This window comes from Paenibacillus sp. FSL R7-0179 (assembly GCF_038002265.1).
Taxonomy (GTDB): domain Bacteria; phylum Bacillota; class Bacilli; order Paenibacillales; family Paenibacillaceae; genus Paenibacillus_AQ.
The window spans coordinates 1,044,173-1,056,772 of record NZ_JBBOCC010000001.1 but is presented as its reverse complement, the minus strand read 5'-3'; the positions used below and the strand labels follow the sequence as shown (position 1 = coordinate 1,056,772).

Below are 12,600 nucleotides of genomic sequence, written 5' to 3'. Positions count from 1 at the left end.
TTAGCCCTCCTTGTTATACGGATCGTGGGATTCACCGTGTTCGTTATCCATAGCATAAGGACCTTTTTTGATCACTTTGACGAACAGGCCAACCAGCACTGCACCCAATATGGCATAGATCGCGGTAAAAGAAATCACCGAGAACAGTACCTGTCCGCTGGTAATATTAGGCGATACACTGTCTTCTGTAGTCATAAGTCCGAATACAGTCCATGGCTGACGCCCGATCTCTGTCATAATCCAGCCGGCCGTGTTGGCAATCGGCGGAAGCAGCAGTCCCCAGAACATGAAGCGCATGAACCAGGTATTGGGTTTATCCATCTTTTTGCGCCACATGAGGTAGATAGCATATACCCCGAACAGCATCATCAGCGTGCCGGCAGCAACCATGATCCGGAAGCTCCAGAAGGTTGTTTTGACCGGCGGAATATAATCTCCCGGTCCGTAGGCTGCTTCATACTCCTTCTGCAGCTCCAGCATCCCCTTCACATCACCGGAGAATTTACTGTAGGACAGGAAGCTCAGCAGATACGGAACCTGAACTTCTTTGCTGTTGGTCTGGTTCTTCACATCGATATTGGCAAATACCGTCCAAGGTGCCGGGTCGCCGCTCTCACCCCACAGCGCTTCGGATGCGGCCATCTTCATGGGCTGTGTCTCTACCAGATATTGAGCCTGTGCATGTCCGGCAACCGCAACGCCGAAGGAAGAGATAACCCCTACAATGGCTGCAATCTCGAATGATTTCCGGAAAAAGGCGACGTCCTGCTTCTTAAGCAATTTGTAAGCACTGATCCCTGTTACCAGGAAGGCGCCTGTAGCGTAAGCGGCAAGCACTGTATGCGGAAATTCCACCAGCAGCTGGCCGTTCGTAATCAGTGCGAAGATGTCATTCATCTCAGCACGGCCATTGCTAATCTGGAAGCCCACCGGATGCTGCATGAACGAGTTAGCCAGCAGAATCCAGAATGCCGACAGCATTGTCCCGAAGGCTACCAGCCAGATGGATAATAGGTGAATCCGCTTGGACACCTTATCCCAGCCGAAGATCCAGATTCCGATGAACGTGGACTCCAGGAAGAAAGCCAACAAGGCTTCAATCGCAAGCGGAGCCCCGAACACATCACCGACGAAGCGCGAATAATCGGACCAGTTCATTCCGAACTGGAATTCCTGCAAGATTCCTGTTACTACACCTACTGCGAAGTTAATCAGGAACAGCTTCCCCCAGAATTGTGCCATTCTTTTGTACTCTTCATTGCCCTTTCTTACGTACATGGTCTCCATAATGGCAATTATGAGCGCAAGTCCGATCGATACTGGCACAAAGAAATAATGAAAAATTGTCGTCGACGCAAATTGTATACGTGACAGCAGTACTGTATCCATATTTCTCCCCTTCCTTCTCCCCATTTCGTTATGTCTATTTTGTCAAATTTCTATCACTCAAAGTGTGATGATTATCACATTATACGCCCCGTTTAGGCATAAAAAACAATAAATTTGTGACAAATATCACAATATTGCGCTTAAAAGCAAAAAAAATAAGACGGATTCACCGTCTTGAATGTGTCTCTCATATATAAGTTGTCTTGACTCATAAAGGTATTGGTCTAGGTAATGGAAATACCTTTCTTAAGCGATTTGAGATCGCCATTTGAATTAAGCAATTGCGGCAGCATCTTCATGCTACGAACCAATGGGGAATGACAGAGACGGCAGGAAGGTGCATGTTCAAATGCGAAATTATCCCTCATCCATCCATTACAATCCTCATTGGTGCAGGCCCAAATTGCGGTATTTTCTTCCGGTACTTCCTCCAAAGGCTTTTTCCGGTAGTTCATTGCCGTTCCTCCTTCCTTTATGTTGCAAGCAAGTAATGATAAAAAAAGACCGTCCCAACTTTCACAAGCGGGGACGGTATCTTCTATTAATTACAGTTTTACAACGTTTTCGGCTTGTGGTCCACGGTTGCCTTGAACAACGTTGAATTCAACGCGTTGGCCTTCGTCCAAAGTTTTGAAGCCGTCGCCAGTGATTGCGCTGAAGTGAACGAATACGTCGCTTCCGCCTTCAACTTCGATGAAACCGAATCCTTTTTCTGCGTTGAACCATTTAACTGTACCTGTTTGCATGTGTGTTACCTCCACAAATTTAAATTAATATGTTCTTTTTATCTTCAGACAAAGAAAAAATTCACACATTGAGAAAGGTTGTAGCTTTGGTTGACAGCCCTTTTCAATGCGAGAATAAGGTATCAATGTAAGAATAATTTCATGTTACCACACCTTAATAACAAAGGCAAGCTGTTCTATCCTAATTTCTCCGTTTTTTCCCTTATAAGGACTACTTCCCAATGTAAGGGCTACCAGTCGCATTAAGTCGTAATAAGTCGTAATATTTATACCCATTACTACCATTTACCCCATTTATTTATTCTTGAAACAGCCCCGCCCTTTTCTTTTTTATGAAAAGGACGGCTTGAACTATTTCCGTAATCGTGACTGCCTCATTATTATATACGGCCATTTCCAATTTTATTCCTCTGGCTTTTCAAGAAGCTGGACTGTTGTCTGTTTCACTTCACCATCACGGTAGAAGGTGATTTTCAGCTTATCTCCGATCTTGGTATGATCGTACAGATATTTGCGCAGCGACAGCGTAGAAGTAATCGGCTTATCGTTGAACTTCGTAATCACATCGTTAAGCTGCAGGCCTGCATCCTTCGCCGGTCCCACAGCATCCAGAACCACAACCCCATCCGTTACTGTAGACGGAAGATTAAGCTCCTTGCGCTGATCATCGGCCAACGGCACATACGGATTATTCAGATCCACTGAATAGACGCCCAGGTATGACCGGGCTATACGGCCTTTGGAAGTAAGCTCATTGGCTGTCTCCACTACACGATTGGCGGGAATCGCAAAGCCCAACCCCTCTACCCCCGTATCGGAGATCTTCATCGTATTGATACCAATCACCTTACCGTCCAGATCCACCAGTGCGCCTCCGCTGTTGCCCTCATTAATGGCCGCATCCGTCTGAATCACTTCCTGCTCCCAATCGTACACGCCGTCCTGGTTCAGTGATACCGGTATCGTCCGCTCTGTGTAGCTGACAATACCGGAAGTTAGTGTATCCCCGAGCCCTAGCGGGTTACCGATGGCAATGACTGTCTCACCCAGACGCAGCTTGGAGGAATCCCCGATCTCAGCAATCCGGTCGATCCCCTTGCCGTCAATGGAGAGCACAGCAATATCACTCACCTTGTCGGCGCCCACCAGCTCCGCCTTGTGTGTCACGCCGTCTACTGTAACCACTTCCAGCTTGCCGGCACCCTCAATGACATGGTTATTGGTAATGATAAAGGCCTTATTGTCGTCCTTCTTATAGATAACTCCCGAGCCTAGAGCGGATTCATCGAGAATATTAAGTTCCTTATTGTCTTTTTTATGATTAATGATGCTCACTACCGCAGGGCGGATATGTGCAGCAGCCTGAATAATCCGGTCATACGGATCAGCGCTGCTCGCAGCCACCTTATCAATAACCACCGGGGCCTGAATTCTCTCCGTGGTGAACTGTCCCGTTACCAGACTGAACAGCAGCACAGCCGCTACAGCACTGCAGACAGAGCTGATCAGCGAGATCTGCCAGGTTGCCAGCGACCGCTTCGATTTGCGGACAGCCCACTTGCCGTCAGCATATCCGCCGGTTGATTTAGATTTGCCGCTTTTGCGCCGTGACACCTTGGTTGAATAGAAATCATCATCGAATAATCCCATGTTACACTCTCTCCCCTCTATTGCCACCGCATTCACGACCTGAACGCCAAGCAACCACGCCCGAGCTTAACCGCTATATCTCTTAGACTTCACGAAGTACTAAAAGGTTTCACTTGATTTATTCACCACATTCCAGTGGGTTCTAAGCGCAAGGGATGTCTATTATTCTAATAAGCTACTAAAAAGTTAACAGCTTGTATCCGGAATATTTTGCAACTTAAAAGACTACAATAGAATTAGAACGCTCTATATGATTGTATCACAGGCAGCCGCGCTGCCCACATGTTTTCTATGTTAAATAAATGTAAATTATTCACAGCCTCACTATAACCTATTTCACAAGGAGGTCCGGACTATGGAGTCTTTTTCAACAAGTAAGGATCTGGTTCAGTTCATTGGCAAGCTGGGGGACCTTAAGGATGAACATTATCAGCTGATTCTTGTCCAGCATGCAATGATTGAGCTGTTAATTGATAAAGGCCTATTCTCCCGCCAGGAGCTGGAGCACAAGATTACCGAGGTTGACCGCCTTATGACTGACTCACCTTATCCCATGGCGTAGGCCGGTCATAGTAGGTATCACAGAGCCTGAACTCACTGTCTTTGTAAAAGCAGCCCCGGTCCTCCATCGCCCCGCGCACGGACATCTTCGCCAGATCCATCATATTATGGTCTCTGCTCAGATGGGCCAGATAGGCGCGCTTGGTCCGCCCGCTCAGAATCTCGCTGAGCGCTGCGCCTGCCGCCTCATTGGACAGATGCCCCAGATCGCCGAGAATCCGCCGTTTCGTATTCCAGGGATAACGCCCCATCCGCAGCATTTCAATATCATGATTTGACTCCAGCACAAGCACATCGGCATCCGATATAGCCGTTCTCACCTTGTCGCTGACATACCCGAGGTCTGTCGCTACACACAGCTTCTCCTTGCCGTCATAGAAATTGTAAGCTACCGGCTCCGCAGCATCGTGGGAGATGGCGAAGGATTCCACCCGCATACTGCCGAAATCCCGGTGCTGCCCGGTCTCCATAATGACCCGGTTATGCTCCTCAATCTTGCCAATCCCCTTCTCTATGGCTCCCCAGGTGTTCGAATTCGCATAGATCGGAAGATTATACTTGCGGGCCATCGCGCCCAGCCCCTTAATATGATCCGAATGCTCGTGCGTCACAAGAATCCCGTCCAGCTCCGCTCCCGTCAGCTCACGCATAGCCAGCAGCTCGTCAATCCGCTTCGCGCTTAAGCCCGCGTCGATCATAAGTGTGGTCTCGCCGTTACGCACCACTGTCACATTCCCGGTAGAACCGCTGGACAGTACTGTAAATGAAATCCCCATATCTCTCCTGCTCCTTCTACTCTGTTGTCTTCGGACTGATAATGTCCGCACTGATCGCATCCATATAGTAGGCGCTGCCGTCCTCCAAGATGAACCGCCACATCGGCGAAGCCACCTGGCTCTCGGAGTTGAACAGCTCACCGTAATAACCCAGCTCAATCTCCTTCACTGCGGCATCTGCAGGGAAATACTTCTCGATCAGACTGCTAAGCGCCTGTGAAGCCGGTAGCACCTTCTGCAGATCCTCGCTCCGGCTTGCTGCAATCTCAATCTTCGGCCAGCGGTAGGCCACAATCTTTTGATCACTGTTAATCAGCTCCAGCCGCACTCTGAACAGGGACCACTTGTTATCCACCAGCGGATGCAGGACGAACTTGCCCACCTCGCTCTCCTGTGAATCGAACCGGTAATTGGCAATGTCGGGAATCTGGCTCTTCAGCAGATTGCTCAGCTCCGAGAACGAGGAGTACATCAGCTTGCTGTCGATCGGCTCCTTAAGCTTCACAGGCAGTTCATTCTGCTCTTCGGCCGAATAACGGTACGTGATATCAGGCAGCTGTGGAGTACCAGCCGGAATCGGGCACAGCAGCCGGATGTTCTTCTCTTCCATCACCGCCTGAGTCTCAGCAGACAGGGAAGTGAAGTCAAGTCCGGCGCTGACCTGATCACGCACATCAATCCATAGCTGATAGCACAGCAGCAGATTCAGCACCAGAAAAGCATATATCAATACACTCTTGGCCCTTCCCCAATCCATAACGTTCCTCCTCGAATCGGTAATCTGTCCGCGCGGCTTAATCTCCGCCCTAATTCAATGTAAGCTCACTGCCATCGCTGAGCGTAACCCGCCAGACCGGATGAAGCTGCAGCTTCTCCCCGGCCAGCGCAGGCATATAGGCAGGTGTAAGCTCAATAATCCGCAAGGAGCTGACGATCTGCGCCAGCCGCTGCTTCAGCAATTCGCCGCCGGGCAGCTCGACAATAGTCTTCTCGGACTTCTCCTCATTCGTATACATCAGGGAGCGCTCATAGGAAGAGACCGTTCCCTGCTGGAGCTCCAGATGGATTACGCCATACTGAAGCTGCGGATTACTCATTATCGGATAGGAGCCGGACGGATAAGCGCCATAATATTGCTGAAAAGAAACCTTGCGGTCCTGCCGGCCCTCCTCCGTAGCAGCCAGCCTGTAGGTTCCGTTCCAGCCGCCATGCCGGTTCACGAAATCCACCGCCTCCAGCGCATCCTTTGCTGGCGTACTGTCACCATCCGGCAGTGCAGCCGGGTCGCTATAGCTCATCCAATTCTGCTCCTGGTCTACCTGCAAACTGCGCTTGCTGTCCGTATAGATTTTGGAGCCATCCTTCTCCGGAATATATCTGGTGCTGCCCGCATCGAAGAACAGATTGCTTTGCATTTGCTCAATGGTATACATACCCGCAGGCATTACGACCTTAACCAGCGGCACATCCGCCTCAGGGACATAATACTCACCATTCACGGCTGTATATAGAGTCAGATTCTTGCCGAAGTCCACATGCTGCTGCACATCCTGAACCGTAAGATCGGCCTTAGCCGCCTCGTACACAATATCCCCGCGTGTGCTGAAGAAGATGGCATGGGCTTTGGAGTCATTTTTGATATTATAGATCCAGATCCGGTCAATGCTCTCCCCCTCGAACAGTGAATCCGGCGAGATCTGCATGACCCGCTGCAGCAGCGTTACCGGAATGCCTGCCCCGAACGATAGCTCAATGCCCGGATTCTCGCTGCGGATCTTGTCCCAGTCGAAATCCTGTACGGACCGCCGCTGGAAGCTCTCGAAGCTGCGGCCCTTCAGGCGGTTCATAATCAGATTATAGAAGGTGGAGCTCGGGTAGAACAGCGTATGCTTGTCTCCGCCCATATGAATAATCATTTTATCGGGATAGAGCAGGTTCTCCACCTTCTCCTCCGGCCCCATATTATCCGTCTTCACATATAAGGTCTTCGACAACACCGCCGAGTCGCTGCCCGGCAGCCTGTAGATCAGATAATAGCTCTCCACGAGGCTTCCGAATATAAGCAGAACCAGCATCCATGATTTGATTCTCTCCTTCACGCCTCACTCCCCCTTTGCTTCATCAAAGGCAGCGTGAACGTGACCAATGAGCCCTCATTCAGCTCCGATTGCAGGGAAATGGAGCCGCCGTGGGCTTTGACAATTTCCCGGGCAATGGACAGCCCCAGACCTGTTCCCCCCATGTTCCGCGAACGCGCCTTATCGACCCGGTAGAAGCGTTCAAAGATGCGTTCAATATCCTTCTTCGGAATCCCTATACCGGAGTCGCGGACAGACACGGCCAGCATTCCGTCCTCGTTCTTATGTGCCTCCAGCCGGATCGTCCCGCCCTCCGGCGTATACTTGAGGGCATTGGAGACCAGATTGCCCAGCACTTGATCAATCTGATCGCGGTCCAGCCAGGCTGTAGCGACATCCCTCTGCACCCTGGTGCTGATGTGAATCCGCTTCTGGCGGATCTGGAAGGAGAAGCGGTCGGCCACATCCTCCAGCATCTCAGAGATATCCGTCTGCTGAATGCGCAGGCTGGATTCCTTGGAATCCAGCCGCGACAGATGCAACAGATCCGTAACCAGCCGGATCATGCGCTCCGTCTCATTGCGGATAACTCCGACGAACCGCACGGCAAGCTGCGGATCTTCCAGCGCACCGTCATCCAGCGCCTCCGCATAGCTCTTGATCGTCGTTAGCGGGGTCCGCAGCTCATGCGACACATTCGCCACGAACTCCCGGCGGGACTCCTCCAAATTTTCCTGCTCCGTAACATCCTGCAGCACCGCAATCGTACCGGCGATCCGTCCGCCTTCACGGCGGTGAATCGGGGTGAAGGTCACCCGCACAATATTGGGGTCCTCTCCGCCCATGGGAGACAGATGGAGCATAGCCGACTGAGGCACGCCCTGGGTTACCGAGACAGACTGCTCAGGCTCCAGACCCAGCAGACCGCCGAGCGAGGCCCCCGCAGGAAGCGGTCCTTCCGCGCCCAGCATCAGGGCGGCGCGTGTATTCATCAGAATGACCGCGCCGCTCTCGTCCGTGGCTACGACACCGTCACTCATATTGGCGAGAATGGACGACAGCTTCTCCTTCTCCTCTTCGTTCTGCAGCAGCGCCTCACGCAGCCTGTCCGTCATATAGTTGAAGGCCTGGCTCAGCTGCCCAATCTCATCATTGCCGAACACAGGAACCTTACGGTTGAAGCGTCCTTCCGCCACAGCCGTAGCATGCTTGGTCATCTCCTTAATCGGATGCGTGATTGTATGGGCCAGAATGACCCCCAGAACGGCCGTTAATGCCAGCGCCAGCAGCAGCCCCGAGAGGAATACACTGTTAATCCGGCTCATGGTGGCATATAAGTCTTTCATATCAGCAGCGATATAGATGGCGCCTACTACCTTATCACCGGAAATTACCGGCTTCGCCACTACCTTCTTGCGCACATTATCATCAGCGATGATATATTCCTCATTATCGCTGATGCCCTGCAAGGCGCGGCTGACCACGGTCTGCGTGTTCCGCTGGCCGACATAGTCATTCTGCGAAGGGATCGAGGTGGTAATAATCTTGCCGCTCGCATCCAGCACCTGGATTTCTGCACCATTGATATACAGATTGTTCACCATGCCGCGCAGGCTCTCCACCGCCGATTCCTCATCGGCCGTGCCCGTCTCGCTGCCGAATTTGTCAGCGGTGAGGATCGAGAGCATCTCGGCCCGGGCCTTCAGGTCCTTGGTGAAGTTATCCGTCAGCGAGTTCTTCATCGAGCTGACAAAGTACACGCCGATCAGCTGCATTGCAATCAGAATCAGCAGCACATAGATTACGATAAGCCTGGCCTGGATCGTCCGGAAAAAGGACAGTGCCTTCATTACAACCCTCCGTTTTTGGGGCTATGCATCAAATAACCGAGTCCGCGCCGGGTATGAATATACTCCGGCTTGCTGGGATTCTCCTCAATTTTTTCTCTGAGCCGGCGTATTGTCACATCCACCGTCCGCACATCGCCGAAATATTCGAAGCCCCACACAGCCTGCAGCAGATGCTCCCGGGTCATTACCTTGCCCGCATGGCGGATCATATAATAGAGCAGCTCATATTCACGATGCGTCAGATCCAGCGGCTCACTATCCTTGTAGACCATATACATATCCGTATCAATGAATAATCCGAAATGATAGACTCCCTGCTTGCTCTCCGCTGCCTCACTCGGCGCTTCCGACGGAGATGGCTTATGCTGGCGCCGCATTTGGGCTTTAACTCTGGCCAGCAGCTCGCGTGTACTGAACGGCTTGGTCACATAATCATCTGCACCAAGCTCAAGACCCAGCACTTTATCGATCTCCCCATCCTTCGCGGTAAGCATAATGATAGGAATATCCAGATGGGCAGAGCGTACCTCACGGCAGACATCCATTCCGTCCTTACCGGGCAGCATGAGATCCAGCAGCATCAGATCAGGGCGTTTGGACAGAGCCAGCTCCACTGCACTGTTGCCGTCGAAGGCGCAGATAACCTCGTAGCCCTCTTTTTCCAGATTGAATTTCAATATATCAGCAATAGGTTGTTCATCATCCACTACCAGAATCGTTCCCATTTGCATATGCTCAGCTTCACCTTTCTAACGGTACTCGAAACCCTGATTCCTTTATTTTAACATACCTGGCTTGGCGTCACATCTATATAAGGTACCGTTACAACGGAAAATAAAAACCGCCCGAAATCATCCGGACGGCAGGGAATTATAGAATGGAAGCCTATCTGTCATTCATTACTTTAGGTATTTCATCGGATTGATGGCCGTCCCGTTCTTGCGGATCTCAAAATGCAGGTGCGTCCCCGTCGAGCGCCCGGTGCTGCCCATAATGCCGATGGCACTGCCCTGTCCCAGCTTCTGTCCGGTTGAGACTGAGATACTGCTTAAATGCCCGTAGTACGTAACGTATCCGTTGTTATGGTCAACGATCACCACGTTGCCATAACCGTTCTGCACACCGGCGAAGCTGACCGTCCCTGCATCCGCAGCCTTGATCGTGCGGTTGCCCGATACCAGATCGACTCCCTTGTGTGTGCGTCCCCAGCGCTCGCCGTAGCTGCTGGAGATCATTGCTCCGCTGACCGGCCAGGCGAACATTCCTGTCCCTTCACCTACAACCTTGGTACCGGAGTAGACCACTTCAGGCAGAGAGGCCTTCACTACGCTCTGGCCCAGCCACTCCTCCTGAACCACCTGTCCGTTCTCTTTGGTCACCCTGTATTTCATCGTTTTGAGCCCGGTTTGTCCGGGACGGACGACCTTGCGCTTGCCTGCGGGCAGCTGGTCGCTCTTGCGGATAATCACCTCAGGCTCCGTGACCACCTCTTCGGTTACCTGTTCTACGGTCACTACCGTAAGATCAGGCTGCGGCACCGTTAGCTGCAATTCATCCCCAATCTGCAGACTAAGCTCCTTCACCTCAGGATTATTGCGGAAAATCTCCGCCTGGGTAATGTTGAACCGGGAAGCAATAGCAGAGACTGTGTCGCCTTCCTGAACTGCATAGCGCAGCGGCGCCTCCCTGCCTTCGGTAAGTACCTTCACTGCTTCTTCTACACTAAGCACCTTATTGGGATCTGCCTTCACCGGAACGAGGTTGACTTCCTCCCGGATCTTGACTGACTCCACCTGATCACTCACGGCTGAACCAGCCGCTCCCGCCTTGGCCGCCGTCTTCTTCAGCTGTGCACCCGAAGCGGCCGCATTCTGCGGAGCGTAATGCGTCTTTACGGCCTGAAGCACTGCCGCCGCCGTCTCCTGATCCTTCACAATTCCCAGCGGTTCCCCGTCCACAGCCAATTGTACGCCTACGGCATAAGCCTTGAGCATACCATCCAGCTTGTCCAGTGTAGCCTCGCTGTTAACCTCCGGCTTGTAAGCCCGCTCGGCCTCGGTAGTAATACCGCCAGTCTGCAGTACCATCACAGAGTCAGGATACTTGAGCTGATATTCCCGTCTCTTCTCCTCGAACAGCTTGTTTAACTCCGCCTGCTGGTTCAGCGCACCAATCTCCTCGCCGTTCACCAGCACCTTGTAGTAGGTTACTGTATTCGCTGTTACCTGCTTCTTCTGCGCCCCCACCAGGAAGGTGGTCAGCAGAACCAGACCGGCAGAAGCCAGTATCCATGAACGCCGGCGGCGGGATTTCATTTCCGGCTTAAAGACACGGGATTCACCCGAAGTCATTGCATCTGTACCTTGTTCACCTGCTGCACCAGATCCTGCGGATGCTTCTGCACGGCTCCGCAGGTTCCCCATCCGGCGCATAAACTTAAATCCTTTCATGAAACTCTCCCTTTCGGCTGTAAAAACAAGAATGTATATGCTTAGCGCACCCGTTTTGCATGAATACGAATATGACTGTGTGACGCCTTCGAAAAAGGTTACAAAATATTAACCCTTATTAGTCCTTTTTTAATGTACCATAGCCTGAAGAAAAATTTCAACTTTGCTCTCATGGCAAAACCCGCGAAATTCGCGGGTTTTTTCCAAAAATATGCGTTTTAAACGGCGGTCACGTGTCCAAAAAGTGACAATTATTAATTCTCATTCTTCTCTCCACTATCTGGTGTAAGCATTTTCATCAGCTCCTTATATTCATCCTCATTGACGTACTTCGCAATGATACCCTGCAGTTCCGTAACTTCGCTCTCTGTCAACCCGCCTTCGAGGGCAGCGGAGATCTTGATCATCTCCTCCTGGGGAAGCTTGTTCATCAGAATATTGAAGATATTGGATTTGGCATTAGCGGGCAGATTCTCCTTCAGGTCATTCATAGCCTCCGGCGTCATCACCAGATTCTGGTCCAGCCCCTGCTCACCTTGTTCTTCTCCCGCCGCTGCTTGTCCCATCACAGGCAGCGCATTATCCGGCACCGTCTCGTCCACCGATTTTTCTTGAAGATTCCCGGCTTTTCCGCCACTGCTATCCTTCTTCTCCCCGTCCGTCTTGCCAGAATCAGCCTCCTTGGCAGAGTTCTTAGTCTCGCTTGAGGCCGCTTTGGAATTCTCCTTGGCGGCAGCCCCGCTGCCGCCCATACCCGTCAGACTCTTCACGAAGCCGCCGATTCCCGGCTCTGGCCCGTCCAGCCTGATATCGAAGCTGGCCAGCACCGACTGGATATACGTGTTCACCACATAGGCCGTTGTCAGCATGGACAGGCCGCTCGCCAGCACCACAATCAGGCAGACGCTCAGCGCACGCTTCACTATTTTCACCAATCTCACTCCCTTACACCCTGCTCTATTCAACCTCTGAAGAATCAGTTCGCTATTGATCCCATTCTCACAGTATTGACTAGAACAACGTCCGGGAAACGTCCCCGAAGCACAGAAAGGCTGATTGACCTGCTGAAAAATCATCTGGACATACAAAAACAGGAGCCT

The 12,600-nt window shown here is 51.6% G+C and carries 12 protein-coding genes; 1 reads left to right on the top strand and 11 read right to left on the bottom strand.

The annotated features are described in order from the left end of the window. From MKX63_RS04600 to MKX63_RS04585, 4 genes are all read right to left on the bottom strand, one after another. The gene (locus tag MKX63_RS04600) at positions 1–1,389 is read right to left on the bottom strand and encodes a cytochrome ubiquinol oxidase subunit I (RefSeq protein WP_341015548.1); all 1,389 of its coding nucleotides are present in this window, start codon (positions 1,387–1,389) and stop codon (positions 1–3) included. A 224-nt stretch (positions 1,390–1,613) separates the two neighbouring features. Beyond that, a complete protein-coding gene (locus MKX63_RS04595) occupies positions 1,614–1,844 on the bottom strand; it encodes a cold-shock protein (protein ID WP_341015547.1) in 231 nt (76 codons plus the stop codon). Between the two features lie 90 nt (positions 1,845–1,934). Next, a complete protein-coding gene (locus tag MKX63_RS04590; RefSeq protein WP_019914582.1) occupies positions 1,935–2,135 on the bottom strand; it encodes a cold-shock protein in 201 nt (66 codons plus the stop codon). A gap of 402 nt (positions 2,136–2,537) precedes the next feature. Further along, the gene (locus tag MKX63_RS04585; protein ID WP_341015546.1) at positions 2,538–3,785 is read right to left on the bottom strand and encodes a S1C family serine protease; all 1,248 of its coding nucleotides are present in this window, start codon (positions 3,783–3,785) and stop codon (positions 2,538–2,540) included. A gap of 355 nt (positions 3,786–4,140) precedes the next feature. Here MKX63_RS04585 and MKX63_RS04580 point away from each other — a divergent pair, with 355 nt between their 5' ends. Continuing rightward, entirely contained in the window at positions 4,141–4,347 is a 207-nt protein-coding gene (locus MKX63_RS04580; protein WP_341015545.1) for a hypothetical protein, read from the top strand. Here the strand turns inward: MKX63_RS04580 and MKX63_RS04575 are convergent. The 7 genes from MKX63_RS04575 to MKX63_RS04545 form a co-directional block, all read right to left on the bottom strand. Further along, entirely contained in the window at positions 4,316–5,122 is an 807-nt protein-coding gene (locus MKX63_RS04575) for an MBL fold metallo-hydrolase (protein ID WP_036699804.1), read from the bottom strand. The genes MKX63_RS04580 and MKX63_RS04575 overlap by 32 nt on opposite strands. A 16-nt stretch (positions 5,123–5,138) precedes the next feature. Continuing rightward, positions 5,139–5,879 (bottom strand): two-component system regulatory protein YycI, encoded by a 741-nt coding sequence (gene yycI / locus MKX63_RS04570; RefSeq protein WP_340750554.1) that lies wholly within the window; start codon positions 5,877–5,879, stop codon positions 5,139–5,141. Positions 5,880–5,928: 49 nt separating this feature from the next. Then, positions 5,929–7,221, bottom strand: a complete 1,293-nt coding sequence (locus MKX63_RS04565; protein WP_341015543.1) for a YycH family regulatory protein — start codon at positions 7,219–7,221, stop codon at positions 5,929–5,931. Further along, positions 7,218–9,050 (bottom strand): cell wall metabolism sensor histidine kinase WalK, encoded by a 1,833-nt coding sequence (gene walK / locus MKX63_RS04560; RefSeq protein WP_341015541.1) that lies wholly within the window; start codon positions 9,048–9,050, stop codon positions 7,218–7,220. The genes MKX63_RS04565 and walK overlap by 4 nt, the downstream gene beginning before the upstream one ends. Continuing rightward, on the bottom strand, positions 9,050–9,781 hold the full coding sequence (gene yycF / locus MKX63_RS04555; RefSeq protein WP_341015539.1) for a response regulator YycF: 732 nt from the start codon (positions 9,779–9,781) through the stop codon (positions 9,050–9,052). The genes walK and yycF overlap by 1 nt, the downstream gene beginning before the upstream one ends. Positions 9,782–9,949: 168 nt before the next feature. After that, the gene (locus tag MKX63_RS04550; protein ID WP_341015538.1) at positions 9,950–11,500 is read right to left on the bottom strand and encodes a M23 family metallopeptidase; all 1,551 of its coding nucleotides are present in this window, start codon (positions 11,498–11,500) and stop codon (positions 9,950–9,952) included. 254 nt (positions 11,501–11,754) lie between these two features. Then, positions 11,755–12,432: a hypothetical protein gene (locus MKX63_RS04545; protein WP_341015537.1), complete on the bottom strand. Its 678-nt coding sequence runs from the start codon at positions 12,430–12,432 to the stop codon at positions 11,755–11,757. Between the last annotated feature and the right edge of the window lie 168 nt (positions 12,433–12,600).

What these genes read in the sequence shown, in the direction of transcription:
- MKX63_RS04595 (WP_341015547.1), bottom strand. Translation starts at nt 1,844, where the DNA reads ATGAACTACCGGAAAAAGCCTTTGGAGGAAGTACCGGAAGAAAATACC.
- MKX63_RS04550 (WP_341015538.1), bottom strand. Translation starts at nt 11,500, where the DNA reads ATGAAAGGATTTAAGTTTATGCGCCGGATGGGGAACCTGCGGAGCCGT.
- MKX63_RS04600 (WP_341015548.1), bottom strand. Translation starts at nt 1,389, where the DNA reads ATGGATACAGTACTGCTGTCACGTATACAATTTGCGTCGACGACAATT.
- MKX63_RS04575 (WP_036699804.1), bottom strand. Translation starts at nt 5,122, where the DNA reads ATGGGGATTTCATTTACAGTACTGTCCAGCGGTTCTACCGGGAATGTG.
- yycI (WP_340750554.1), bottom strand. Translation starts at nt 5,879, where the DNA reads ATGGATTGGGGAAGGGCCAAGAGTGTATTGATATATGCTTTTCTGGTG.
- walK (WP_341015541.1), bottom strand. Translation starts at nt 9,050, where the DNA reads ATGAAGGCACTGTCCTTTTTCCGGACGATCCAGGCCAGGCTTATCGTA.
- MKX63_RS04585 (WP_341015546.1), bottom strand. Translation starts at nt 3,785, where the DNA reads ATGGGATTATTCGATGATGATTTCTATTCAACCAAGGTGTCACGGCGC.
- yycF (WP_341015539.1), bottom strand. Translation starts at nt 9,781, where the DNA reads ATGCAAATGGGAACGATTCTGGTAGTGGATGATGAACAACCTATTGCT.
- MKX63_RS04590 (WP_019914582.1), bottom strand. Translation starts at nt 2,135, where the DNA reads ATGCAAACAGGTACAGTTAAATGGTTCAACGCAGAAAAAGGATTCGGT.
- MKX63_RS04580 (WP_341015545.1), top strand. Translation starts at nt 4,141, where the DNA reads ATGGAGTCTTTTTCAACAAGTAAGGATCTGGTTCAGTTCATTGGCAAG.